General features: G+C 66.5%; 29 protein-coding genes. 6 read left to right on the forward strand and 23 right to left on the reverse strand.

The window, feature by feature from the left end; genetic code table 11:
- Positions 1-29: 29 nt before the first annotated feature.
- From AASM09_RS05120 to AASM09_RS05220, 21 genes are all read right to left on the reverse strand, one after another.
- Positions 30-320: a phage tail assembly protein gene (locus AASM09_RS05120; protein ID WP_005412456.1), complete on the reverse strand. Its 291-nt coding sequence runs from the start codon at positions 318-320 to the stop codon at positions 30-32.
- Between the two features lie 80 nt (positions 321-400).
- A complete protein-coding gene (locus AASM09_RS05125) occupies positions 401-904 on the reverse strand; it encodes a phage major tail tube protein (protein ID WP_049430170.1) in 504 nt (167 codons plus the stop codon).
- A 2-nt stretch (positions 905-906) separates the two neighbouring features.
- A complete protein-coding gene (locus AASM09_RS05130) occupies positions 907-2,109 on the reverse strand; it encodes a phage tail sheath C-terminal domain-containing protein (RefSeq protein ID WP_049430169.1) in 1,203 nt (400 codons plus the stop codon).
- A gap of 106 nt (positions 2,110-2,215) precedes the next feature.
- Positions 2,216-2,875: a hypothetical protein gene (locus AASM09_RS05135; RefSeq protein ID WP_049430168.1), complete on the reverse strand. Its 660-nt coding sequence runs from the start codon at positions 2,873-2,875 to the stop codon at positions 2,216-2,218.
- A 1-nt stretch (position 2,876) separates the two neighbouring features.
- A complete protein-coding gene (locus AASM09_RS05140; RefSeq protein ID WP_343368840.1) occupies positions 2,877-4,868 on the reverse strand; it encodes a tail fiber domain-containing protein in 1,992 nt (663 codons plus the stop codon).
- A gap of 7 nt (positions 4,869-4,875) precedes the next feature.
- Positions 4,876-5,424 carry a phage tail protein I gene (locus AASM09_RS05145; protein ID WP_238378719.1) on the reverse strand — a complete coding sequence of 183 codons (549 nt, stop codon included), beginning with the start codon at positions 5,422-5,424 and terminating at the stop codon, positions 4,876-4,878.
- Positions 5,425-5,647: 223 nt separating this feature from the next.
- The gene (locus AASM09_RS05150) at positions 5,648-6,544 is read right to left on the reverse strand and encodes a baseplate assembly protein (RefSeq protein ID WP_049430165.1); all 897 of its coding nucleotides are present in this window, start codon (positions 6,542-6,544) and stop codon (positions 5,648-5,650) included.
- A 2-nt stretch (positions 6,545-6,546) separates the two neighbouring features.
- Complete coding sequence (locus tag AASM09_RS05155; RefSeq protein WP_049430164.1) at positions 6,547-6,885, reverse strand: GPW/gp25 family protein; 339 nt, start codon at positions 6,883-6,885, stop codon at positions 6,547-6,549.
- 52 nt (positions 6,886-6,937) lie between these two features.
- On the reverse strand, positions 6,938-7,528 hold the full coding sequence (locus AASM09_RS05160) for a phage baseplate assembly protein V (RefSeq protein WP_049430163.1): 591 nt from the start codon (positions 7,526-7,528) through the stop codon (positions 6,938-6,940).
- Positions 7,525-8,079 carry a hypothetical protein gene (locus tag AASM09_RS05165; protein WP_049430162.1) on the reverse strand — a complete coding sequence of 185 codons (555 nt, stop codon included), beginning with the start codon at positions 8,077-8,079 and terminating at the stop codon, positions 7,525-7,527. The genes AASM09_RS05160 and AASM09_RS05165 overlap by 4 nt, the downstream gene beginning before the upstream one ends.
- A gap of 116 nt (positions 8,080-8,195) precedes the next feature.
- Positions 8,196-8,525 carry a hypothetical protein gene (locus AASM09_RS05170; RefSeq protein ID WP_157805964.1) on the reverse strand — a complete coding sequence of 110 codons (330 nt, stop codon included), beginning with the start codon at positions 8,523-8,525 and terminating at the stop codon, positions 8,196-8,198.
- Positions 8,431-8,808: a hypothetical protein gene (locus AASM09_RS05175; protein WP_049430160.1), complete on the reverse strand. Its 378-nt coding sequence runs from the start codon at positions 8,806-8,808 to the stop codon at positions 8,431-8,433. Before AASM09_RS05175 ends, AASM09_RS05170 begins: the two co-directional genes overlap by 95 nt.
- Complete coding sequence (locus tag AASM09_RS05180) at positions 8,805-9,290, reverse strand: glycoside hydrolase family 24 protein (protein ID WP_049430159.1); 486 nt, start codon at positions 9,288-9,290, stop codon at positions 8,805-8,807. Before AASM09_RS05180 ends, AASM09_RS05175 begins: the two co-directional genes overlap by 4 nt.
- The gene (locus AASM09_RS05185) at positions 9,287-9,637 is read right to left on the reverse strand and encodes a hypothetical protein (protein ID WP_049430158.1); all 351 of its coding nucleotides are present in this window, start codon (positions 9,635-9,637) and stop codon (positions 9,287-9,289) included. Before AASM09_RS05185 ends, AASM09_RS05180 begins: the two co-directional genes overlap by 4 nt.
- Positions 9,634-10,062, reverse strand: coding sequence for a helix-turn-helix domain-containing protein (locus tag AASM09_RS05190; RefSeq protein WP_238378677.1), 429 nt, complete (start codon positions 10,060-10,062; stop codon positions 9,634-9,636). Before AASM09_RS05190 ends, AASM09_RS05185 begins: the two co-directional genes overlap by 4 nt.
- A gap of 353 nt (positions 10,063-10,415) precedes the next feature.
- Positions 10,416-10,799, reverse strand: coding sequence for a hypothetical protein (locus AASM09_RS05195; RefSeq protein ID WP_049430156.1), 384 nt, complete (start codon positions 10,797-10,799; stop codon positions 10,416-10,418).
- A gap of 153 nt (positions 10,800-10,952) precedes the next feature.
- Complete coding sequence (locus AASM09_RS05200; protein WP_049430154.1) at positions 10,953-11,591, reverse strand: hypothetical protein; 639 nt, start codon at positions 11,589-11,591, stop codon at positions 10,953-10,955.
- Between the two features lie 41 nt (positions 11,592-11,632).
- On the reverse strand, positions 11,633-11,860 hold the full coding sequence (locus AASM09_RS05205; protein ID WP_049430153.1) for a hypothetical protein: 228 nt from the start codon (positions 11,858-11,860) through the stop codon (positions 11,633-11,635).
- Between the two features lie 74 nt (positions 11,861-11,934).
- On the reverse strand, positions 11,935-12,210 hold the full coding sequence (locus AASM09_RS05210) for a DUF7696 family protein (RefSeq protein WP_049430152.1): 276 nt from the start codon (positions 12,208-12,210) through the stop codon (positions 11,935-11,937).
- A complete protein-coding gene (locus AASM09_RS05215) occupies positions 12,211-14,547 on the reverse strand; it encodes a VapE domain-containing protein (RefSeq protein ID WP_049430151.1) in 2,337 nt (778 codons plus the stop codon).
- Between the two features lie 111 nt (positions 14,548-14,658).
- Positions 14,659-15,036 (reverse strand): hypothetical protein, encoded by a 378-nt coding sequence (locus AASM09_RS05220; RefSeq protein WP_152906593.1) that lies wholly within the window; start codon positions 15,034-15,036, stop codon positions 14,659-14,661.
- Between AASM09_RS05220 and AASM09_RS05225 the strand changes: the two genes are divergently transcribed.
- The 5 genes from AASM09_RS05225 (at position 15,035) to AASM09_RS05245 (ending at position 19,907) form a co-directional block, all read left to right on the forward strand.
- A complete protein-coding gene (locus AASM09_RS05225) occupies positions 15,035-15,259 on the forward strand; it encodes a hypothetical protein (RefSeq protein WP_005408344.1) in 225 nt (74 codons plus the stop codon). The two genes, AASM09_RS05220 and AASM09_RS05225, sit on opposite strands and share 2 nt — an antisense overlap.
- Before the next feature lie 11 nt (positions 15,260-15,270).
- Positions 15,271-15,525: a hypothetical protein gene (locus AASM09_RS05230; protein ID WP_005408345.1), complete on the forward strand. Its 255-nt coding sequence runs from the start codon at positions 15,271-15,273 to the stop codon at positions 15,523-15,525.
- Between the two features lie 211 nt (positions 15,526-15,736).
- Positions 15,737-16,123: a DUF2946 family protein gene (locus AASM09_RS05235; protein ID WP_049430150.1), complete on the forward strand. Its 387-nt coding sequence runs from the start codon at positions 15,737-15,739 to the stop codon at positions 16,121-16,123.
- A gap of 128 nt (positions 16,124-16,251) precedes the next feature.
- On the forward strand, positions 16,252-18,390 hold the full coding sequence (locus AASM09_RS05240) for a TonB-dependent receptor (protein ID WP_049430149.1): 2,139 nt from the start codon (positions 16,252-16,254) through the stop codon (positions 18,388-18,390).
- 11 nt (positions 18,391-18,401) lie between these two features.
- Complete coding sequence (locus AASM09_RS05245) at positions 18,402-19,907, forward strand: PepSY-associated TM helix domain-containing protein (RefSeq protein ID WP_049430148.1); 1,506 nt, start codon at positions 18,402-18,404, stop codon at positions 19,905-19,907.
- A 9-nt stretch (positions 19,908-19,916) separates the two neighbouring features.
- On the opposite strand, the gene AASM09_RS05250 is transcribed toward AASM09_RS05245, so the two are convergent.
- Positions 19,917-21,050, reverse strand: coding sequence for an MFS transporter (locus tag AASM09_RS05250; protein ID WP_049430147.1), 1,134 nt, complete (start codon positions 21,048-21,050; stop codon positions 19,917-19,919).
- 11 nt (positions 21,051-21,061) lie between these two features.
- Entirely contained in the window at positions 21,062-21,838 is a 777-nt protein-coding gene (locus AASM09_RS05255; protein ID WP_049430146.1) for a DeoR/GlpR family DNA-binding transcription regulator, read from the reverse strand.
- Positions 21,839-21,997: 159 nt separating this feature from the next.
- Here AASM09_RS05255 and smqnr point away from each other — a divergent pair, with 159 nt between their 5' ends.
- Positions 21,998-22,645 carry a SmQnr family pentapeptide repeat protein gene (gene smqnr / locus AASM09_RS05260; RefSeq protein WP_049430145.1) on the forward strand — a complete coding sequence of 216 codons (648 nt, stop codon included), beginning with the start codon at positions 21,998-22,000 and terminating at the stop codon, positions 22,643-22,645.
- The last annotated feature ends 2 nt before the right edge of the window (positions 22,646-22,647 follow it).

Below are 22,647 nucleotides of genomic sequence, written 5' to 3' on the forward strand. Positions count from 1 at the left end.
GAGCACTCCCTGCCTGATCTGAGGCAGGGTCAGGTGGTAAAAAGCGCGACGCCTGCCTGCAGTCGTGCGTAGTCGCGCAACGGCATCTTGCGCACGTCGTCCGGCGAGATCTCGCACAGGTTGGCGATCATCCGCACCTCACGCTGGGCGTCGCTGCCCTTGTCGTCCTGGTAGCGCTCCATGTCTTCCACGGTCGGTTCGCGCATGCGCAGCACGGCGGTCTCCATGCCGTTGACCTGGCGCGGGCGGGTGAGGGTGATCTCGGCAAAGCCATCGCGCTCGATGACGGTGTCGGTGGGGGTCTTGGTCTTGCTGGACATGGATGCGTTCCTGGAATGCGATGCGGTGCGATGGATGCGGGGGCGCGAGGCGCCCCCGGGTTCTTCAATGCGGCGAGGGTTCAGATGCCCAGTGCGCCGCGGATGCCGGCCAGTACGTCCACGCCACCCTGGCGCGCGATCATGTTGACCACGTCGATCTCCTGCACGACCTGGGCGCCATGGGTCAGCTTGTAGTAGCTCAGCGCCAGGTTGACCTTGATCGTGCCTTTCTCGCCAACCTTGGTTTCGCCGCGGTCCAGCAGCTTCACCTTGCCGCGCATGTTGTGCACGACCTGGGTCACTTCGCCGTCATCGCCTTCCAGGGCTTCACGGGCGGTGAAGCCGTATTCCTTGCTCTCGATGACGTGGAACTTGGTCATGATCTCCGCGTCATCCGAGGCAAACTCGACATCAGCAGTGAGCTTTTCATGGCCGAGCACGATCTCGGTCGGGGCGAGCATGCCGCCGGCCTGGAAGTCCTCGGTCTTCAGCGACAGCTTGGGGGCGGTGAAGGACATCACGCTGCCGGCATAACCCTTGCCGTCGACGTAGAAGTTGAAGTTTTTGCGGATCTTGCGCGCCATGCTTAGAAGATCTCCGAGACGTAGTTGTTGTTCATGTGCATGCGGAAGGTCAGCTGCTCACCCGGGTAGGTCGGGGTGAAGTCGAAGTCCCAGTAGAAGCGGCCCTGGGCCACGCTGTCCGCTGCGTTCAGTTCCGGGTCGATCCAGCAGTTGCCGCCGAGGATCGCGCCCTGGGTCTTCAGCCCGCGCAGGAAGGCATTGACACCCTCGCGCACGTCATCGACGTAGGTCTTGCTGATGCCGCGGTCGACGGCCCACAGGTGGGCGGCTTCCAGGCTGTCGGCGATGATGTCGGCGGTGCGTACCACGCACAGGAACTGCCACTTCGGATCGATGCTGGTGGTGCGGTTGCCCCACAGGCGGAAGCCCCCTTCGCGGATGACCGTTGCCACGTTGGCCTGGTTCAGCAGGTTGGCGCGGCTGGTCGCATCGGACAGGCCGAAGTCGATTGCACGCGCGGTGCCGACCACGCCGTTGAGTTCCAGGTTCGACGGCGACGCCCACCAGCCGCGCTCGTTGTCGCTGCGGGCGATGGCGCCGGCCACGGCACCGGAGGCATAGCGGGTGACGATGGCATCACCGGACTGCACCAGCAGCGCCGGGTCGACCACGTAGACACGCTTGGAGCCGGTCAGTGCAGCGGTGGACTTGGCCGCGTCGTCGTTGCTGTTCGGGCCATCCTTGATGATCACTGCGCGCAGCTTGTCGGCAATGCCGAGCAGTTCCGCGACGACCGGGTTGGCCAGCACGGCCTCCGGCTTGGCCGGGTCGGCTGGGTGCACATGGGTGAAGCCGGGTGCGACCAGGATGCGCGGCTTGACGCCGACGATGGACTTGGCGGCCAGCAGCGCATGCACGCCTTCGTACGCGCCGGTCTGGGCGTTCACGCCGCCCAGCACGTTGGCCAGGGTGGCGCTTTCATTGGCGCCCTTCTCGACGCGGACGACGACGACGACGGCACTGGACTGGTCGAAGATCGCGTCGAGCGCACCGGGCAGGGTGCCGGCATCGGTGCCGGTGGTGGCCGACAGCTTGGCGGCCTGCGACGGCGAGGTCACCAGGACGGGCGTGTTGACGGGGAACGCTTCGGTGTCGGCCAGCGGTGCGGTGCCGACGATGCCGATCACGCTGCTGGAGGCGATGGCAATCGATCGGGCACCGGTATCGATGTTGACGACCTGTACGCCATGGAGAAATTCGGTCATTCGGGGTTCTTCCTCGGTGTGGGTGTGTGCCGGCTTGTGCAGGCGACGGGGTAATGTTCGGAGAATGTGGCGGTCGGGATAATTGCAGCGGTGGCCCGATGTGCAATCAGTACCAGCCCGAGACAGCGACGTTGGCGTATACGGTTGAAACCTGAGCGGGGCTGCCGGAACGACGGAGATGAACGGCTATCTCAACCGTGACGCTCTCGTACATGGAAGATGCCGCAGGAATGCTGATGGATACGGTTGCCGAGCGCGATGTCGCAAGTGAGGAGAACGACGGTGCGCTTGTGCTGAACGAAGCAGCCCCTGTGTTGCTGGCCGTGAACTGCACTTCGTACTGGCCGGGATTGGCACCCGCCGGTGCCCAGCGACCGGAATCCACCTGGGCGGTGGCATCGTTGCCACCGCCGTAACTGTTGCTGTGGACGGTGAAGTTGCCGTCGGACAGCAGGCTGATCTGCACCGACGCCGTGACATCGCCGAATGAGTTTGTTTTGGCGCCATTGCCGGCTGAGTAGTCCTTGCCGTGGAAGGGCAGCCGGTAGCTTGCGGTGCCCCGGGCCGCCCACAGGTTGGATACGTCCATGCCGTTGATGCGATGGCCTACGTCGGCACGTTTGCTGCCGTACTGGATGTGGGCGTAGCGGCGGCTCAGGTCGGTGCCGCCGATACGGCGGCTCGAGTCCTGTGCCTGCGGACCTTCGACGTACGGATCGAACAGGTCGTCAAAGTCGATACCGGAAGAGCGATATCCGCTGGGCATATCAGCGCTCCGCTTTCAGTGCGCGCACTTCGGCGGCCAGTTCCTGGATGGCCTTGGCCATGACCGGCAGCAGCTGGTCGAGCTTGACCGACGCCACGCGTTCACCCTGGAACTCGACACCTTCCAGGTCGACTGCTTCCGGCACCAGCTCGGCCAGCTGCTCGGCGACGAAGAACAGGCGGCGACGACCGTCGTCGTTGTACTCAGGCTTGTAGTGGCCGGCGGCCAGTTCCATTTTCTCTACAGCAGCCAGACCGTAGGGAAGTACGCCCTCGATGTTCTTCAACTTTCGTGAGGAGCCGAAGTCGTATCCGCCTGTGGCAGATACACTACCGATGAAGGCATGACCGGTGAATCCATTCTCCGCAGAGTACTGGATCCGATTTCCATCCCCCCAGCCTACGTATCCCATACGTGTTCCATCCGCACGATGGAACGCAACGTAGCCGGCAAGTACATCGGTGCCTGCGTTTGTTCGAACGCAGCCACCAGCACTGATGAGCGAGCCTACCGTGGTTACGGTTTCATTGAAGGAGGCGGGTCCAATCACAGAAACAGTGGAGCCGCGCAGCTCAAGTGGTGCAAAGGCATTCTCGGCCGGATTCACTGACTGGAGCACGGTGGTTCCGGCTCCATTGCTGATGAATCTGATCAAGTTGTGTCCTGTGGCTGCCTGGGTGTACAGATACGCGTTGACGCGCAGTGAACCGGTCACAGTGTCGCCGGTCCTGTTTATTTTGCTTGCGGGATCAAAGTTCCCACTCGTCCAGATGGATCCACCAGTACTGAGTGTGGAGGTGAACCCACCCGCTGAGTTTGCGAAAGTGAAGTTCGAGCCATTTTTGAAGATGTAGGAGTTCGCATCACCCAACACAATAACGCCATCGTTGGGCACACCATTCCATCCATAGGAACGAAGCGAGTTTCCATTCACGCCGACGTGTCCGGTGAACGTCCCGCCACTCTTGTCCATCTTCGTGTCAGGCGCGAAGTTCCCGGCATGCCACATCGGCGAGCCGTTCCAGCGCGGCGTGTCGCCATGCTTGATGGTGATCTCACTACTGGCACTGCGATCGGCGCTCCATACGCGCCACAGGCTGGAATTTCCCCAGCCGCCAATGAAGGACTGCTCGGCACCAGCGGCACCGAAGCCCATCAAGGGATACGTGCCGCTGATGAACTGCTGGTCGGTGAACGTGTTGCCGCCCCTGGATGCCTTGCCATCCAGCGCCGGCTGCAGTCCGGTCACATCGGCAATCACATGCTTGTGGCCCACGGTGGCGAAGTCACCGGCCAGGGCGAACTCGGAGGCGTGCTTGCCGTCCAGGGTGTCGGCGTCCAGGCCGTTGCCATGCCCGGTGTCCTTCAGCGCGGCGCTCTTCAGTTCCAGGGCAGTGCGCGCCGCGGTGGTGTTCGCCGCAGACAGCAGCGTCTTCGCCAGCGCGGTCGGGGCGCTGGCGCCGAAGCGCTTGTCGGTGTAGGCGCGCAGGCCGCGCGGGGTCACCGCGCGCTGGGTGTCGGTGGCATCTTCGGCTTCAGTGCTGGTGGCCAGCTCGACCACGCCGACCACCTCGGTGGTGGCCGGTGGATAGAGGAAGCCGGCGTCGCCGAACTGGATCTGCGTTGTGTCGATCCCGCTGAAGCGGGTATCGGTGGCCAGCAGCAGCATCGATGCGGCCGACTTCTCCATGATCGGATCGGCCTGGCCGTAGCTGGCAAACAGGGTGCCGTCGGCCAGGTACAGGCCGAAACCGCGCAGCGTGTAGGAGGTGGCGCTGTCGTCGCGGATGGTGACGTGCACGGTGTCATCGCCCACGGCCTGGCCGCCGAAGGTGGCCACGCGCTTGATCTCGCCGGGCAGCGCGGTGAGCCCGGCTGAAGGCACGAAGGCGGTCGAGGTCAGGCCGATCTGGGTGATCAGGACGGCGTTGGTGCCGGTGTTCGGCGGATTGACCAGCTTGGCGAAGCCGGCATCGGTGATTTTCAGGCGCATGCGGGGGTTACTCTCCGATCAGTTGAAGGCGGCGGAAGGCCGTGGCGTGGGCGGCTGCCAGTGCGCCGACGGCGGCGTCGGCCTGCATGCCCTGGGTAAAGGTGAAATGCGAGCGCACCGGCTTGGTCCGGGTGATTTCGCCGATGACGTCCTCGACGAACATCGCCGTGGCGGACTGGCCATCCTGGTTGGCGATGGTCATCACCGCTTCGAAGGTGTGCGGCGCGCCCCTGGGCTGCAACTGCCACCACTCGCGGATCAGCACCGAGCCGCCGAAGGCGGCCACCACGTCGCGCACGCTGCCGGCGGTGCCCTTGCGTCGCTGGATGGCGATGGCCGTACGCACCCGGGCGCGCTTCACCGCTTCGGGCCAGTAGGCTTTCCATTCGTCCAGCGACAGCGCCCAGGCCAGCCAGGGCAGCAGTGCGGTCGGGCAGCGGTCGGCATCCCACAGCGCGGTGATGTCCACCGGCAACGGACGTGCAACGATGGCGCGGGCAAGCGCGCGCTCGGCGTGGGTGGCGTTGGCGGGAAGCAGGTTCGCCGCCGAGGGCACCACCACCTGGGCGTCACCATCGATGACCTCTCCGGGCGCCGGTGCAGCGGCCAGGGTGACCCTGCTGCCCTCGATGACGCTGCCCTGCAGCAGCTGCCGCCCCTGCGCATCGGTGCGGAATACCGACTGCAGGCTCGCCAGCGCGCCGCCGGGGTGGCGGAAGGTGCGGTTGCGGCCATCGATCGCGCCGCGCAGGCGCGCGTTGATCAGGCGCGTGCTCGGCTCATTCATCGGTGCCGCCGTGGGTCAGGGTCACGCCGGTGCAGTGCGTGGCCTGGGTCCGGTCCACCACCACATCTGCAGCTGGATGGACGATTTCCACGCGCTGCACGCCCTCGGCATGCAATGCGGCGAACAACCCCGAACGGGTGACGTCGCGGCCGAGACGGTGTGACTCGCTGATGTAGCGGTCCAGGCGGGTGCGCGCTTCGGCAAGCACGACCTGCGAATCCGGGCCGGCAAAGGTGAACAGCGTGGCGTCGACCGTATAGTTGACGATCGTGGCCGGCTTCACCAGCACGTGGTCGGTCAGCGGTCGCACGTCATCCGCGCTCAGCTTCGCTTCGACGATGTCGAGCAGGCCCTGGGTGGCGGTTCCATCCGCTTCGCGCGACAGCACCGAGACCACCACTTCGCCGGGGGCGGGACTGGTCGCACTGGCGTCGAGCACGCGTGGGTCCGCGCTCAGCGCATGGAACACATAGGCGCCCTCCGGCCCCGCTACGCTGAAGCCTTCCGGACCCAGCTGGATGCGGCGGCGGAAGTCCTCATCGCTCTCATATCGCGGTGGAATGCCTTCCTGCGGTTTGCCCGGGTCGAGCACCTGGCGGGCGATGCCGAAGATGGCGGCAAGGTGGTCCAGGTCGCTGCCACCGGCATAGGCCAGCATCACGCCACGCGCGGCGTCGTTGACACGCTGGCGATCGAGCAGGCGCAGGTAGGTGCAGACCTCCAGGATCTTGAAGGCCGGGTCCGACGGCAGCAGCGCGTCGAAAGTGGGATCCAGAGCCTGCAGTGCGGTCAGCGATTCATCGAACATGGCTTCGAAATCGAGCACTTCGATGACCGCCGGGGCAGGCAGCTGGGACAGATTGACACTGGTGAACGAGCCGGATGCCACGGTTAGCGAACCTCGATTCCTTCGATGGTGATGGCCTCGCCGTCCGGCAGGTGGATCCCGGTCACTGCCAGGATCATCATGCCGGGGGCGGGGAGGGAGACGTCGACGTTCTCGACGTGGAGACGCGGTTCCCATCGCGCGAGTGCGTCGACGGTGGCCGCGATCAGGTCCATGCGCAGCGAGCGGTTGGTCGGCGCATCGATCAGTTCAAACACGCGTGAACCGTATTCGCGGCGCAGTACGCGGGAGCCAAGGGGCGTGGTGAGAATGTCACGCACGGACTGGTGGAGATGGGCGAGCCCATCCAGTGATTTGCCGGTGTTGGCGTTGATTCCTCGCATGGCCTCTATCGTCGTGGAGTGCGGGTTTTCAGGGCATTGCAGGCGTGGCCGTTCAGGCCTGGGCCGGCGTGGTCGGGGCGGTTGGGCCCTGGGCGGTGTGCTTGTGTGCCTTCAGGCCGATGGCACCGGCCTTGATCTCGCCGGGTGTGCTGATGTCCTTGCCGGCGCTGATCGCGCCGCTGACATCCAGATCGCCGCTCGCCTTGATCGAGGGCGTGTCGAGCACGATCGATTCGCTGGCGATCACCTGCGCGCTTGCACAGGTGACGATGACCTTGCCGCTGCCGACGTTAACGCTCAGCGTGGTGGTTTCCTGGTCGTACTCGACGGTGCTGCCGTCGGCGAACTCGGTGCGCTGCCGCAGGCGCGAGTCGGCGGGTGGCGGAAAGCGGTCCTGATACAGGCTGCCGAGTACCAGCGCCTGGCCGGGGTCGCCATAGGGGCACGCCAGCACGACCTGCTCGCCTGGTTCGGGGGCGCACCAGCTGCGCATGCCCGGCCCCGCGCGGCGCTCCAGCCAGGGAATCCAGTCGGTAAGCATGCCGTCGGCATCGACGCGAACGCGCCCGTTTGCCTCGTCGAGTTCGCGCACCACGCCGATCATCAGCAGGTTGCCGATCAGCCGCGCGTGTTCGGCGCTCATCGTGCGCGCTCCGGCAACAGCTGGTAGCGGGACTCATGGGCGCGACCGATCTCCGGCGCGAAGCTGTAGGACGCCTGCGGCACCACGCCACCGGCGTCGTCCCACGGGTTGTCGCCCAGCGCGACCGGCAGCGACCACTCAACGATCCAGGTGCGCAGGCCCGGCTGTGCTGCCGCTGGGTCTTCGGGCGACGCCGCGATCACATCGATCGCGCCGCTGGCAACGCCGGGAAAGCGGCCGAGCTGGTGCAGCCAGGTCGCCAGGGCGAGGGCCGCATTGCGCAGCTGCAGCGCTGTGCTTGCGTCGGTTGCCGGCAGCGCGATGCGGGCTTCGAAACGCAGCGTGGCCTGCAGCAGGCCACTGCCATCATTGTTGTCACGGCTGCGATCACAGCGGGTCATCGCCAGAAGGCAGGCCGGCAGGGGCATCCCCTCAGCGCTGGCATCGCGATGGAACTCGACGCTTGCAAACCCGGGAAAGCGTGCGCGGATCGCGGCTTCGATCGCGGCAATCAGCGGATCGAGCGTGGGAGGGAAGGGATCGTTCGCCATGTCAGCTCATGCAGAGAGGGGAGGAAGGGCGTAGCGCTGCAATGCGCGCGGTCAGCAGCCAGTGTTGCCATCACCGCTGTGGGGTGGCATTGCAGGCGTGGCCGTGTCCGGCAGGCTCAGCGCGCGGGAGTGGCGCTGCTGTCGCAGTGGGCAGGTGCTGCCGGCACGGCGCCATTGATGGTGATGCCGTGCTGGTTGCCGAGGCTGCACAGCAGCGCACTCAGCTGGTCGGCCAGCGCGTGGTACTGCTGTGCGACGGCAACGTGATTGCGCAGCAGCGCGTCATCGCTGGCCGCGTGCAGGTCTGGCAGGCGGGAAGGGGGAAGCAGCTGGGCCGGTGCGATGCTGAGATCAGCGCGGCAGGGCGTGGCCGGCGTTGGCCTCGCGCCAGATGCGCACGAACTCAGCGTCAGCGTCGCCGCGATCACGACCAGGAGTCTTGGCATGGGTCTCGATGTCCCGTTGCAGGGTGTTGAATTGTTCGGTGCGGCGGGCCTGCTGGGCCACGCGTTGTGATTCGGCCTGCGCGCCTGCGGCGCTGTTGTCCAGGGCCTGCTGGTGCGCGCGCTGGGCTGCATCGGTGCGGGCCGCCTGCTGTGCCGCCCGGGTGGTGGCAGCGGCAAGGTCCGCGCTGCGGCCGCGCAGGGTCCATCCCAGCCAGGCGCAGCTCGCGTGGCTGCCGGCAAGGACCAGCAGTCCGATGCCCAGCCTCAGGGTCCCGGGCGTCACTGCAGGGCTCCACCGGCGGCCCGGTAGGCCGCGCGCAGTGTTTCCAGTGCGTGCTCCTTCTGCCCGTAGCCGGCGCCTGGCAGCGACGCCCAGATGCGCCGTGCCGCGGTAACGGCGGCATCGAAGCGTCCCAGCCGGATCAGCTCGTAGGCACCGCACTGCTTCAGCAGGGCGACTGCTGCACGGTCCTGCGAGACCGGCCCGAAGTCGGGCAGGCCCAGGCGTGAGCGCAGGTCGTCCCAGGTGCTGCGCAGGAACTGGTAGCGGCCGGCGGCGCTGGACTTGATGCCATAGCGCGGCAGCGACACCAGCACGCGGGGATGGTCGCGGTAGTCGGTGAACAGCTGGCCGCCGACGATGACGTCGTAGCCGCGGTCACGTGAGCGCTGGCCCGGAATGTCGGTGCCTTCGGACACGGCCAGCATGTCCAGGAACGCAGCGACGTTGGTGCCACCGAGGGCGCTGGCGGCGGCGACGGTCATGCGGCCGCTCCCGGTTGCCTGCGAACCAGGGCCAGCAGGGCGTCTATCTGTACGCTCTGCTGGGTGATCTGCGCACGCAGGGCACTGACCTCACCACGCAGCTGTCCGATCTCCTGGGCCATTGCCTCGCGTTCGTGCATCAGTCCATCGGCGCGTGTACGTTCGGCCGCGAGTTGTTCCTGCAGCGTGCGCAGGGTGTTGCTGGTGGCTTCATCGGCGGTGCGGTCGACCTTGGCCGACGACAGCCACTGGCGCAGCCACAACGACACCGCGATCAGCACGCCCGAGGTCCCGCCCAGGTACTTGGCCCAGTCTGGCACGCCGGCCAGCAGGTCGCTCTCGTTCATGCGCGTGCGTACCCCTTGAGCAGGGCCGGGTGCACGGCCGGTGGCGGCGCACTGCGCGCACCGCGCAGGGCACGCTTGATGGTGGTCTGGGAGACGCCGAACTCACGCGCGACATGGTCGCGTGGCATGCCGCTGGCGACCGCGCGGGCGATCTGTTCACGGCGTTCGTGCGCGCCGGCAGCGAAGCAGGACGCCAGGAACAACAGTTCGCCGCCGAAGTGCGCGACCAGCCGCTGGGCGACGTCGTGGCCAAGGATGTCGATCAGCCGATGCTGGTCGGGCAGGGTGGAGGGGACGTAGACAATGACACGGTGACGGCCGGTGGTGCTGGAGGTGGTCGGCGGCCACGCACGCACCAGCGTGAGGGCTGCGGATTCGCCGATGACCTCGGCCAGGGTCTGGATGCTGTCGGGCAGGGCGTTCATGGAGGATGTCTTCAGTGGCATTGATCTCCACTGTTGCCATCCCGTCCGGTCAGTCAACACCTTTCATCTACTTTGATGTCGGCGCGCTGAAGGCGTTCAGCCGTGCGCGAGGACGGGTGAGGATCACGCCCCGCCTGCTTGCAGTGCGCTGCATCCGCCTGCACTGGCCGCTGCTGTTTTCCTGTACATCCGTACTCGTTGTCCTCACCTGGCAGGAACGGAGGCAGATCAAGGGGAACGGGCAGGTACAGGGTGAGGACGGCCACCCGCCACATGGCCTCATCCGCCGTGTACTGGCCGCAAAAAAAAGCCCCGGACGATGCCGGGGCTTCAGGACTGCAGGAGGCGCTGGATCAAAGATCGAATACCAGGTTGCCGCCGGTCTTGCGGGGGATGTACCCGGCGTCGCGCAGCCAGCGTGCCGCGTTGACCTGGTCCATGCGCTTGACCGGGAAGCGGTTGGCGAACATCAGGAAGCGCGCAACGGTGATCGACTCGCCCTTGCCCTTCAGGGCCGCGAGGGTTTCGACGAACCATGGCGCAGGCGGCTGCTGGCTGCCCGGGCGGGCCACGGTGCGCGACTGCCGGGTGCTGCCAGCATCGGCCTGGGCAGTGGCCAGCGTGCACAGCGAGATGAAGATCGCATCCAGGCTCACGTTGTCCTTGCTGCCCTTGGGCTGGGACTTGAACAACTCGATGGCCTTCAGGCGCGTCGACGTGAACTGTTCGACCTCCATGGCGTTTCCTCTTTGCGAAATGGGTTGGGGATGCAGGGTGACGACAGGTGCCGTCGGTGATGGGGGATGACCTTACATCATTTTCGCCGATGATGGGTCGTGGCCTGCGGTGGGTTCAGCGGACGGGGCCGCACAGCCGACCCCGATTCCGGCTCAGATCAGGCCGCGCGACAGCAGCTGGTCCAGCGATCTGCGGACCAGATCGGCCGGGGTGCCGTCGTTGTCGACTTCGATATCGACCAGTTCATGCGGCAGCGGCTGCTCGCTGGCATGAGGGTCATTGCTGCAATGGCCCGGGCGGTTGACGCGGATCACGACACCACCGCGGCGCCGGATCGCGCGCGCCTCATTGGCGAATCGGACGTCGGGTACCAGCCCGCCCTCGGGCAGGCGTGCGAACAGCGAGCGTACCCACAGTTCGGGATGGACGCGGTCACGTCCCCATTCGGTACCGGCGGTCTGCATCAGCTGGCGCGGGGTGAGTTCGGCCAGCCAATCGATGGCGTCCTCCTTGCGGCGGTCCAGTTCATGCAGGGAGAGCCCGAGGAGGGAGGCGACGAACTGGCGCAATGGGGCCGCGAAGCTGTCGCGTGGCAGCGCCAACGCCGATGCCAGCCCATTGGCGAGTGTGTCCTTGCCCGAGCGCTTGCTGCCGGCGATGCCGATGTAGAGCGGTACACGTGCGTGCGGCGCCGGCCGCAGGGCGATGCTGCCCAGTGCAGGGCCGGCACGGAACGCGGCCAGTGTGTCGGCAATCATGCGATGACCGCTGTCGAGGGAGGCGGGAATCATGCGGAATCTACTCCTGGAAGAATGCTGCAGGTGCTGGCGGGTCAGGAATCACGACCGGCGAGGCTGCGTGCGCGCAGGATGCGCTGGGTGATGCGCCCCCCCCGGGACGCGGCCGCTATCGGGTCAAAACACAACATGGCAGTGCGCGTACGGCGGCCGGCCGCAAGGTGGTCGCGGATGGTCCGCTCGGACAGCACGGGTACCCGCTGGTGGATCTGCTGCACGGTCAGCTGCTCACCTTCGAAGGCATGCAGTCGGGGACGGGGCATGGCGGAAGCGCTCCTTGAAGGTGGCGGGCCGATACAGGCATCTTGCCTTTGCAGACGGCTCAAGTCAACACCTTTCATCTACTTGCATCATGACCTGGTCGATCTGGCTGGCGTGCGATCCACAGTCGCAATGCCGCCACGGCCAGGCGCTCACGCTCAACCGCGCCGCGTGCGGCCAGGACACCCTCGAGATACTGCTGGCGATGTCTGCGCGGACTGACCGCCGTCCAGCGCCCGTCGTTGCCCATGCGCCGGTAGCCGTCCAGTTGCAGCAGGCGGCGTGCTTCGCAGTGCAGGCGCCAGTCGTCGCTGCTGCTGTCAACGTCGCGACCATCATGCAGGCGTGGCATCTAGAACGGGCCTGCCGCATGCTCGGCGAGAGTGCGTCTGCGCTCTGGCATCAGCCAGACCTTGGCCCGCTCCTTGCCCACCACGCGGGTGCGTACGCCATGGCGTTTGACCACGTAGGCGGCGGCCTCGTTCACCTCGCGACGGTTGGGCTTGTCGATGCCCACCGCGATGACGATCTCGGTGGCGCGGTAATGCGCGCTCCAGTGTTCGGCAGGGAGCGACCAGTCGAAATGGCGATCGATCAGTTCGGCGATCGGCGAGATGGGTTCGTGTTCGCTGTTGGTGGCATTCAGCGCATCCAGTTCCTCGGCAGTCAGGTGCCAGGTCTCGCCGCTGCAGTACAGCGCATGGGCCTCTGCCCAGACCTGCTGCATGTCGATCCGTGCCGGTTCGCCCAGCGCCACGGCGTGCACGGTCCACCAGCGGGTGTTGCCGGTGGCATCGCGCAGGAAGCGTTCGTCGTTGACACTGGCAAACAGGATGGTGCGCCGTGCGTAGCGGGATTCGGTGCGCGCGTAGGGGCGGCGGATCTCGTCATGGCTGCGCGAGATGAATGATTTCAGCGCCGCGATATCGGTACGGCGGAAGGTGGCATCGACCTCGCCCAGTTCGACGATCCACTTGGAGATGACCTGCTTGACGCTGTCCTTGTTGGCCGGATCGAGCACCACGCCATCGGCGATCAGCTGCAGCTCGGCCGGCGCCAGCTGCCGTGCCCAGCGCGTCTTGCCCAGGTTCTGCTTCGAGACGAACGTCAGTACGCCGCGCGCGACCACGCCATCGGGCTCAAAGGCGGCCGCCACGCCGGAGATCAGCCAGCGCCTCATCAGGACCTCCTTCAGCACGCGGCCGTCGGCCATGCGCGTGGGCTGGGCTTCCTGCACGGTGTCGAAGAACGCCTGCAGGCGGGACTGGCCATCCCACGGCCGTGAGGTGATCCAGCTTGCGACCGGGTTGTAGGGATTGGCTTCGGCCACCTGGCACAGGTTGGTCTCGAAGCTGGCGGTGGCCATGCCGGCGCGGTGCATGCAATCCATCACTTCGCCCGCCGCGACTTCCTTGGCGTTGTCCACGGTCGTGTGCAGCCCCGGGACCAGGATTTCCAGGTCCTTGCGGATGACGTTGTAGCGCACGGTCACACCGGTACGACGGCACAGCTCGGCCAGGTTGCGGGCCGTTGGCAACGGCCGCCCGCGCGCGCTGGTGTCGGGAAACGGGGTGAAGGCATCGAATGCGGACAGGTTGCCAGGCACCTGGTAACGCGCGCTGGCCGATGACGGCGCATCGTCCGGCGCCACGTCGTCGCCTGCTGCGGGCGGTGCGGGAGGCAACAGCTGGGTACGCACGGCGTCCAGCCCTTCACGCAGGTGCAGCTCGTTGAAGTCGGTAGGACGGTCATCGTCGCCATGCAGCGCGGCGAACTCGGGCCAGGCCACGCGGGCATCGATGTCCGCGGCAGCCTGCGTGGCCAGGGTGACGCCCGGGTTGTCCAGCGGCTGCCGCGTCCATTGATCGTTGTCGGCACACAGCACGAACGATGCGTCCGGCATGGCGCCGCGCCAGGCCCGGGCGACCGCGCCAAGGTTGCCTGCATCCCAGGCCACCACTACGCACCAGCCCGTGGCCTGGTGGATGGATGCGGCGGTGGCATAGCCCTCTGCAATGGCGATCGGTTGGCCAGGGGACGGCTTGCCGATGACATGGAAGCAGCCCTGCTTGCGGCCACCGGAAAGGAAGTCCTTGTCGCGGCCAAGTGCTGGATCCACGCGGGGAAAGATCGCCTGCAACGAGACGATACGGCCCGCGCTGTTCATCACCGGCACCAGCAAGGCATTGTCGATATGGCGGAAGACCAGGCCATCGCTGTTGCGCACCGGCCACGGCGCCACGCGCAGGCCATGTGCGTGGATGCCCTTGCGTACCAGATAGGGGTGCTGGACGTCGGCGGGAATGGCACGGTTCCACAGCACGTTGGCGGCCTTGGCGGCGGCGTCCTCGCGCTCGCGCTGATGCCGTTCGCGCTCGCTGCGGGCCGCTTCCTGGCGTTGCCGGATGGCGCGCTGCTCGGCGGCGCTCAACGCGGTCGGCGATTTCGCGCACCAGGCATGGCGGGTGCCGGTCCGCCAGCTGCCGAACTCGCCGGCCGGCACGTGGTCTCCAAACAACACGGCCCACCCGTTGCGCGTGCCACGACGGTCGCCTTCCACATGGAAACGCACCAGCGTGCCATCGGCGTTGAGCGCGTCGCGGCCGCGCGCGTCCGGCACGATGCCGTGCGCGTGCATGGCCTGCAGGAACGCGGGAACGATGTCCTGCGTGGGATGCGGTGTGTGCATTCGACGGAGCCCCTGGGAACGTGGATCGGTCCACGGCGGCCGATGGCGGCCAACGTGCTGTGCAGTGCCTGGCTTGTGCAGGTCACGCGGCGGCGGACCGATGCGGCGTGGTCAGGACGTGATGGGTGGTGGTGACACGTTCATGGTGTCGGAATGGGGCTTCTTTTGCAACACCTTACAACCCCTTTCATCCCCGGTCGCGACCAAGCCGACCAGTACACGTTGGATCTGCGATGGCGTTTGCAGATTGCTGTGATCGTGCCGATGCGTCGCAGTTGGCGAGAACCGGTTTTCGGATGATGCGATCGCCGTCAGCGACGGCCCTTCGTTTCTCTCCACCGCGCCTTCGGGCGCCCGTGCACAAGGAGCCTGCATGTTTGAAATCCACTGCAACCACGAACGCCGATCCGCCGCGGAATCCGCGTCGTTGACGGTCGTTGCGACGTTCTCAATCGGTGCGACCACCCCTCGATAAAATACAACCCGCATGACGGACACCATCGACGAAGCGCAGGAAATGGAAGCGCGCCACCTGCAACGCGCCCTGGCCCAGCACGCAACGCGGGCCAGCAACGTTGCCCCTCTCACTCCCATGGGGGAATGCCACAACCCGGACTGCAGCGAAGACTTCGACAACGATCCGGCAAGGCTGTTCTGTGGGCCTGCCTGTGCCGAGCGTTTCGAAGCCATCCATCAACACCGCAACGCATAGGAACAGGGGACATGTCTCTGAACAGCAACGACGCTGGCTTCACCGAACGCATCGCCGGTTTATCGGCCGAGCTCGCCGTGCTGGTGAGCCTGGTGGAGAACCACATCCATCTGCAGCTGGCTGATCTGGCCGACTCGGGTGATGTGGATGCACAGGAGCGATTCGCGGTAGCCGATCCGGAGCGCTGGTTGGAGAACGCCCGCAACAGCCTGCAGGCGGGTGTCATGTTCCTGGAGCGCGCGGTGCAGCAGCCGGCGCGGTTCTAGTCATCCGGTGCGGGGACGGAAGGGGCCGGCCAGGCTGCCTTCCGTCCCCCTCGGGCAGTGGACGATCCCCTGCGCTGGAGGCTGCGTCATAACGTCGCACCGGCGGCAGGGCAACCCTGAACGTGGTCCAAGGTTGGTCGCAGGCCCGTAGAATGGCTGGGTGCGTCGTTCTGTCCTCCACCGCCGGTTCCAGGCCCTGGCATGGCTGGCCATGCTGCTGGTGCTGCTTGCCCCGCTGGTGAGCCGCTGGCTGGCGCATGGTCACGTTGCAGCGGCTGTGCCGATGGCGGCGATGGATCATTCCCAGCATGCGCAGCATGCGATGGAGGGCCATCACGGGCACCACGCGATGGCGATACAGCAGGGCGAGGCCGCAACGAAGCCGGCCGTCGATCCACACGCCGAGCATGAGATGGGCGTGGACTGCGACTACTGCCTGATCGCCGCACGGCTGATCACCCTGCTGGTGGCGGCATTGCTGCTGCTGGCACCGGTGGTATCGATATGCCATGCGTTGCGGGGTGCAGTGCAGGCGTTGCCACAGCGGGTCAGCGGCACATTGGGAGCGCGCGGGCCACCGGCCTTCATGGCTGCCTGAGCCACACGCGCAGTGCATTGATCGCCTTCCATGAGGTTGCCGGCCACGGCCGGCGCCCGCACGCGCGTGTCTGTCCCTTTCTGATTGCTGCCCCGCCACTGCGGGGTGGCCTTGCATGCCGTGAACAAATGAAAACGAACCCCAACTCCGCGCGCCTGCGCCGGGCGACGCTGCCTGTGACGTGCGCGTTGCTCCTGCACAGCGCCTCCGTACTTGCCGCCGATGCGGCACCACCGACCACGCTGGATACCGTACGCGTGATCGACACCCGCAGCGGCGAGCTGTCATCCACCGCCAGCGCAGGCTCTGCGTTGGGCCTGAGCGTGCTGCAGATACCGGCCAGCCTGACGGTGATTTCGCGCGCGCAGCTGGAACAGCGCGGCGACACCAACCTCAACGATGCGATCAGCCGCGCCGGTGCGATCAGTGCGATGCCGCACCCGGGCAATGGCCTGAGTGCGCTGTCCAGCCGTGGCTTCACCGACGGCGCTTCAGTGATGCGCCTGTACGATGGGCTGCGCCAGTACGGCGGCGTGGGCATCACGTTCCCGTTCGATACCTGGTCCATCGAGCGCATCGAAGTGCTGCGGGGTCCGGCCTCGGTCATCCATGGCGATGGTGCCATCGGCGGGGTCATCAACATCGTGCCGAAGAAGCCGACGCGCGGTGCCATCGAGAACGAGATCAGCGTGACCGTGGGCAGCGAGGACACCGCACGCCTGGGCTTCGGCAGTGGCGGCGCGCTGACGCCAGAGCTGGCCTACCGCGTGGACGTGAGCGGCAACTACAGCGGTGGCTGGGTTGATCGCGGGCGAAGCAGTGATGCCACCTTCTCCGGCGCACTGCTGTGGCAGCCACGCACGGACCTGAAGCTGACCCTGACCCATGCGCAGGGCCACCAGAAGCCGATGCGCTACTTCGGTACGCCCCTGGTGGATGGCCGACAGTTGGACGCACTGCGCCACCGCAACTACAACGTGGAAGACAGTGACATCCGCTTTCGTGACCGCTGGACGCAACTCGATGCGCTGTGGACACCGAATGCGAACGTGGAATGGCGCACGCGCGTCTACCAGATCGACAGCCAGCGCGACTGGCGCAATGCCGAGGCCTATGTCTACAACCCGCGAACCGGGTTGATCGATCGTTCGGGCAATACCCAGATCACCCACAACCAGGACCAGACCGGCCTGACCTCGACGCTGCGCGTGCAGGGCAGTGTGGGGGGGCTGCAGAACAATTTTGCCGTAGGCCTGGACGCCAACCGTGCGCACTTCAAGCACACCAACAACACCTACGCCGGCAGCTCCGGCCCGGTCGATCCGTTCCATCCGGTGCCGGGGCAGTTCGCCAGCGATGCGCCGAACCTGCCGCGCTATCGCAATGGTGCCGAGCAGTACGCGCTGTTCGTGGAAGACCACCTGACGTTGAGCGAGCGTTGGTCGGTGCTGGGTGGGCTGCGCCATGACCGCGCACGCATCGAACGCACCTATCTGATCAGCGGCCAGAGCGCATTCTCGAAGACCTACAGCAGCACCGGCTGGCGCGCAGGCACGGTGTTCGCGCTGCGCCCGACGTTGAGCCTCTACGCGCAGTACTCGCAGGCGGCGGACCCGGTCAGCGGCCTGCTGATGATCAGCCCGGCCAACGGTGCTTTCGACCTCGCCAAGGGACGGCAGGTCGAGGTGGGCCTGAAGCAGGCGTTTGACGGTGGCGAGTGGACCCTGGCGGCCTATCGCATCCGCAAGACCGGCTTGCTCAGCCGCGACCCGCTGGTGCCGGATCGCCGGGTACAGGTGGGCGCGCAGACCTCGCGCGGCATCGAGGCATCGTTGAACTGGGCCTTCGCGCCGCGGTGGTCGCTCGATGCCAATGCCACGGTGCTGAAGGCCGGGTTCGAGGACTTCCTGGAAACCACCGGTTCGCCGGCAGTACTGGTCCCGCGCGATGGCAATGTGCCGCCGAACGTGGCTGAGCGCCTGGCCAATGTGTGGGTGAGCTGGCAGTTCCTGCCCGACTGGAGCGCGGCCGCAGGCGTGCGTTACGTCGGCAAGCGCTACGCCGACAATGCCAACACCCTGGAACTGCCCGGCTACAGCACCACCGACCTGGCGCTGACCTGGCAGGCGTCACCGCGCACGCGGTTGTCGGCGCGCCTGTTCAATGTGTTCGACAAGGCGTACTACGCCACGGCGTACTACACCAGTACCCAATGGCTGCTGGGACCGGATCGGCGCGTCGAGTTCACCGTCGACCATCGGTTCTGAGGGCACTGGCCATGTCGTTGCGTTCCACTGCCAAGCGCTGGACCTATCTGGTGCACCGCTGGCTGGGCATCGGCGGATGCCTGTTGATGCTGCTGTGGTTCATCAGCGGCATGGTGATGCTGTTCATCGGCTACCCGAAGTTGACGCCCGGCGAGCGGCTGGCAGCGTTGCCGGTGCTGGGTGACGCAGGGGATTGGCGAGGACTGTCGGCGCTGCCGGATGCTGTACAGGCCGAACCGGAAGCCGTGGCCCTGACCACGGTGGGCGGTGAAGCGGCGTATGTAGTGCGCAGCGGCAGCAACGTCGGTGCGTGGTCGGTACGGACCGGCCAGGCGCTGCTGCCGGTTTCCGCCCAGCGCGCCGAAGCGTCGGCCGCGCAGTTCGCCGGTGGGCAGGCCTTCGTTGGGGCGATGCGCGTGGATGAGGACCGCTGGACCCATTCGCGCGCGCTGGATGCGCATCGGCCACTGTACCGGGTCGAGGTGGGCGGCGCGCAGCCGGGGGATGTGTATGTGTCCTCGCACACCGGCGAAGTGGTGCTGGACGCGCCGCGCGTGCAGCAGCGCTGGAATTACGTGGGTGCGTGGCTGCACTGGCTGTACTTCCTGCGCATGCAGTCGGTCGATCCGGTGTGGACGTGGGTGGTGATCGTGCTTTCAGCGTTGTGCACGGTGGCGGCAATCAGCGGCATCGTGGTGGGTGTGTGGCGCTGGCGCTTCCGTGGGCACTACCGCACTGGCGCGAAGACGCCGTATGTCGAGCCGTGGATGCGTTGGCACCACCTGATCGGGCTGGTGGCAGCGGCATTCGTGTTCACCTGGATCTTCAGCGGACTGATGTCGATGAACCCTTTGGGCGTCTTCAGCAGCACGCGCGAGGCGATCGACAGTGAACGCTATCGTGGCGGCGCGGCAGCCGTGGATGGAATGCTGGGTGAGCCTGCAGCACTGCTGGCGGCGGCGGGTGCCCGGAACTTCAGGCCAGTGGAGGTCCAGTGGCGGCGCATCGGCGGCGAACTGTTCGCAGTGTTGCTGGATGGGCGGGGTGATACCCGCATCGTGTCCAGCGCAGATGGAGAACTGCAGGTCTTGCGGAAACTGCCTGCGGATTGGCTGCAGCAGAAGGTGCGCGCCATGTCTGATGCGCCGATGCAGGGATTCGCGGTCCAGCAGGCGCCGGACGCGTACTTCTATCCGCGCTCACCTGAAGCGATGAACGGTGCAGCCGTACGCCGCTTCCCGGTGGCGGTGGCGGACTTCGGTGATGCAGAGGCGACGCGCGTCTATCTCGACCTGGCCACCGGCGATCCACTGCTGACGATGGGACATCGGGAGCGTGTCGGGCGCTGGCTGTTCTACTTCCTGCACAGCTGGGACCTGCCGGCGATGCTGCGCTTCGATAGCGCCCGATTGGCTGTTCTGCTGTTGTTGAGCGTTGCGGGTACGGCGTTGTGCGCGACGGCCGTAGTGATTGGCTACCGCCGGTTGCGGATGAAGCTGCGGCGCCGGCGACGCTGATGTCGCAAACTACATCCGCAGCCAACGGGTGGACACCGCCACCAGCAGCAAGGCCATGGCCACGCCGATGAACGCAGCAATCAGACCGAAATGATTGGCGGCAAAGCCGATCAGTGCCGGGCCGGCGAGGATGCCGGCAAAGCCCAGCGTGGAAACGGCGGTGATCGCCAGCGCACCGGGCATGCGGTTCTGATGGCCGGCCAGCGAGAACAGCGCCGGCGCGATGTTGGCGCAGCCGAGGCCGACCAGCACGTATCCGGCCAACGATATCTGCCACGGCGTGACCAGGGTCAGCACCAGCACGCCGCTGGCAGCGAGCAGTGCACCGAACACGATCGCGCGTTGGCGTCCCACGCGCGAGACCAGTGCATCGCCGAACAGACGGGCGACGGTCATGGTCAGGGTGAAGGTCACATAGCCGATGCCCGCCAGGCTGGCATCGACGCGGCGTACATCACTGAGGAACACCGCGCTCCAGTCCAGCATCGCGCCTTCACCCAGGAAGGCGACGAAGGCCAGTACGCCAATGAACAGCACGATGCCATGGGGCATGGCCAGCATCGGGGTGTCATGGGGCATGCGTTCGCTGTGCCAGTACCCCGCTGACAGCAGCATCACCAGCAGCATGGCGCCGACGCCGATCAGTACCGACGCCAGCGGTGGCAGCTGCGCTGACATCAGCACGGTCATGGTGGCCGCGCCGAGGAAGCCGCCGATGCTGAAGAAAGCGTGGAAGCCGGACATCATCACGCGACGCGCCTCGCGCTCGACGATCACCGCCTGTACGTTCATCGTGCAGTCCATCGCACCCACGGCGGCACCAAACACGAACAACACCAGGCCCAGCGCCCACGCCGAGCTGGCCAATTCCAGGCCGGGAACGGTCAGGCAGATCAGCAGGCTGCTGGCCACCATCACCCGGCGGCAGCCCAGGCGCGCGGCCAGCACGCCGGACAAGGGCATTGCCAGCAGCGAACCCGCTCCGAGGCAGAGCAGCACCAGGCCCAATGTGGCGTCGTTGATGTCGGTGCGTGCCTTGGCGAACGGCACCAGCGTGGCCCACAGCGCGGTGGCGAAGCCGGGAATGAAGAATGCAGCGCGGGTCGCGTGCTGTTCGGCACGCGCGCGGTTGGCGAGGGACATTGGAGATGCGCTCAGGGCGGAGTGGGGTGTACCGCGATGCCGGCGGCGTGGAAACGCGCGGCCAGCGCGGGCGGTGCCGATGTGGTGAGCACCAGATCGTCGATCTCGTCCAGGCTGGCGATCTGCCAGTGGCCGCGGGCACCGAGCTTCTCCGTGGTGGCGGCGACGATGATGCGGCTGCTGCAGGCCACCATCGCGCGTTTGAGCGTAGCTTCCTCGGCATCCATCGCCCACACGCCGGTGTCGCCGTCCACCGCGCACGGGCCGGGCAGGTACACGTCGGCACGCAGGCGCTGCACCTGGGCCAATGCCTCGGCGCCGACTGCACCGCCACCGCCGGCCAGGCGGCCGCCGATCAGCTGCGCGGAGGTGCCTTCATGCAGGCTGGCGGCGGTGGCGATCTGCGGGGCATTGGTGATCACCGTCAGCCCGAGGGCGGCGGGCAGCTGCTGGGCAATGGCCAGGTTGGTCGAGCCCGCATCAAGCAGCACCACCTGGCCGGGCTGCAGCAGTGCGCAGACGCGGGCGGCCAGCTCGGCCTTGTCGCCACGGTCGCGGGTCAGGCGCTCGCGCAGCGGGCGTTCCTTCGGCGGCGGCAGCACGGCACCGCCGTAGACGCGCTGGCACAGGCCCTGGGCGGCGAGTTCGCGCAGGTCGCGGCGGATCGAATCTTCGGAAACGGCGTAGCGGCGCGCCAGTTCGGCGGCCACCACGCGGCCCTGCTGGCGCAGTTCCTCAAGGATCTGCCGGGTGCGCTGGGCGGGGAGGGGGCTGGGATCGGAGCTCATGTCGCAAGTCTGCATGTTCGTGCATTAACGTGCAACAACGTGCATTTGGCGCGTGGGGGTGCAAGGCGGCGACGGGCCTGCCGGCGATCTGAGGCCGCGGGCCTTTGGATCGCCTGCGAAGCCCGGCATCATGGCGGGGCCCCTGGCATGGAATTCCCGATGTCCCCCACCGTTCACCGCAGGCTGCGCATCGGCGCGGACCAGTACACCGGCCAGAAAGTGGTCGACCAGCAGTTCCACGAATGCGATTTTTCCGGCGCCGACCTGACCGGTACCGAGTTCATCAACTGCAGCTTCTATGACGCCGACACCCGCGCGGGCTGCCGCTTCAATGGCGCCACGCTGAAGGAGGCCAGCTTCCGCAGCTGCGACATCAGCATGTGCCACTTCAGCTTCATCAAGGCGCTGGGCCTGGAAATCAGCGAGTGCCGCGCGCAGGGCGCTGATTTCAGCAACGCCAGCTTCATGAACCAGATCACCACGCGCAGCTGGTTCTGCAGTGCCTTCATCAAGAAGTCGAACCTGCGCTACGCCAATTTTTCGCGGGTGACGCTGGAAAAGTGCGAGCTGTGGGAGAACCGCTGGGACGGTGCGAATGTGAGTGGCGCCAGCTTCGCTGGCTCGGACCTGTCCGGTGGCCAGTTCGAGGGCATCGACTGGAACAGCGCCAACTTCACCGACTGCGACCTGACCCGTTCCGAGCTGGGAGAGCTGGACCTGCGCAGCACCAACCTGCGCGGCGCCACGCTGGACGTGCAGCAGGTGGCGCTGTTGATGCAGCGCATCGGCATCACGGTGGTGCCGTAGGC

This window comes from Stenotrophomonas maltophilia (genome assembly GCF_039555535.1).
GTDB classification, from domain to species: Bacteria; Pseudomonadota; Gammaproteobacteria; order Xanthomonadales; family Xanthomonadaceae; genus Stenotrophomonas; species Stenotrophomonas maltophilia_Q.

Excerpts from the sequence above, each read along its gene's own strand:
- AASM09_RS05125 (WP_049430170.1), bottom strand. The coding sequence starts at position 904 with ATGGCGCGCAAGATCCGCAAAAACTTCAACTTCTACGTCGACGGCAAG.
- AASM09_RS05210 (WP_049430152.1), bottom strand. The coding sequence starts at position 12,210 with ATGCCACGCCTGCATGATGGTCGCGACGTTGACAGCAGCAGCGACGAC.
- AASM09_RS05140 (WP_343368840.1), bottom strand. The coding sequence starts at position 4,868 with ATGCGCCTGAAAATCACCGATGCCGGCTTCGCCAAGCTGGTCAATCCG.
- AASM09_RS05135 (WP_049430168.1), bottom strand. The coding sequence starts at position 2,875 with ATGCCCAGCGGATATCGCTCTTCCGGTATCGACTTTGACGACCTGTTC.
- AASM09_RS05225 (WP_005408344.1), top strand. The coding sequence starts at position 15,035 with ATGACGGACACCATCGACGAAGCGCAGGAAATGGAAGCGCGCCACCTG.
- AASM09_RS05180 (WP_049430159.1), bottom strand. The coding sequence starts at position 9,290 with ATGACCGTCGCCGCCGCCAGCGCCCTCGGTGGCACCAACGTCGCTGCG.
- AASM09_RS05120 (WP_005412456.1), bottom strand. The coding sequence starts at position 320 with ATGTCCAGCAAGACCAAGACCCCCACCGACACCGTCATCGAGCGCGAT.
- AASM09_RS05195 (WP_049430156.1), bottom strand. The coding sequence starts at position 10,799 with ATGGAGGTCGAACAGTTCACGTCGACGCGCCTGAAGGCCATCGAGTTG.
- AASM09_RS05160 (WP_049430163.1), bottom strand. The coding sequence starts at position 7,528 with ATGAGCGCCGAACACGCGCGGCTGATCGGCAACCTGCTGATGATCGGC.
- AASM09_RS05220 (WP_152906593.1), bottom strand. The coding sequence starts at position 15,036 with ATGCGGGTTGTATTTTATCGAGGGGTGGTCGCACCGATTGAGAACGTC.
- smqnr (WP_049430145.1), top strand. The coding sequence starts at position 21,998 with ATGTCCCCCACCGTTCACCGCAGGCTGCGCATCGGCGCGGACCAGTAC.
- AASM09_RS05240 (WP_049430149.1), top strand. The coding sequence starts at position 16,252 with ATGAAAACGAACCCCAACTCCGCGCGCCTGCGCCGGGCGACGCTGCCT.
- AASM09_RS05165 (WP_049430162.1), bottom strand. The coding sequence starts at position 8,079 with ATGGCGAACGATCCCTTCCCTCCCACGCTCGATCCGCTGATTGCCGCG.
- AASM09_RS05155 (WP_049430164.1), bottom strand. The coding sequence starts at position 6,885 with ATGCGAGGAATCAACGCCAACACCGGCAAATCACTGGATGGGCTCGCC.
- AASM09_RS05190 (WP_238378677.1), bottom strand. The coding sequence starts at position 10,062 with ATGAACGCCCTGCCCGACAGCATCCAGACCCTGGCCGAGGTCATCGGC.
- AASM09_RS05200 (WP_049430154.1), bottom strand. The coding sequence starts at position 11,591 with ATGATTCCCGCCTCCCTCGACAGCGGTCATCGCATGATTGCCGACACA.
- AASM09_RS05170 (WP_157805964.1), bottom strand. The coding sequence starts at position 8,525 with ATGCCAAGACTCCTGGTCGTGATCGCGGCGACGCTGACGCTGAGTTCG.
- AASM09_RS05230 (WP_005408345.1), top strand. The coding sequence starts at position 15,271 with ATGTCTCTGAACAGCAACGACGCTGGCTTCACCGAACGCATCGCCGGT.
- AASM09_RS05185 (WP_049430158.1), bottom strand. The coding sequence starts at position 9,637 with ATGAACGAGAGCGACCTGCTGGCCGGCGTGCCAGACTGGGCCAAGTAC.
- AASM09_RS05235 (WP_049430150.1), top strand. The coding sequence starts at position 15,737 with ATGCTGCTGGTGCTGCTTGCCCCGCTGGTGAGCCGCTGGCTGGCGCAT.
- AASM09_RS05130 (WP_049430169.1), bottom strand. The coding sequence starts at position 2,109 with ATGACCGAATTTCTCCATGGCGTACAGGTCGTCAACATCGATACCGGT.
- AASM09_RS05255 (WP_049430146.1), bottom strand. The coding sequence starts at position 21,838 with ATGAGCTCCGATCCCAGCCCCCTCCCCGCCCAGCGCACCCGGCAGATC.
- AASM09_RS05215 (WP_049430151.1), bottom strand. The coding sequence starts at position 14,547 with ATGCACACACCGCATCCCACGCAGGACATCGTTCCCGCGTTCCTGCAG.
- AASM09_RS05205 (WP_049430153.1), bottom strand. The coding sequence starts at position 11,860 with ATGCCCCGTCCCCGACTGCATGCCTTCGAAGGTGAGCAGCTGACCGTG.
- AASM09_RS05250 (WP_049430147.1), bottom strand. The coding sequence starts at position 21,050 with ATGTCCCTCGCCAACCGCGCGCGTGCCGAACAGCACGCGACCCGCGCT.
- AASM09_RS05245 (WP_049430148.1), top strand. The coding sequence starts at position 18,402 with ATGTCGTTGCGTTCCACTGCCAAGCGCTGGACCTATCTGGTGCACCGC.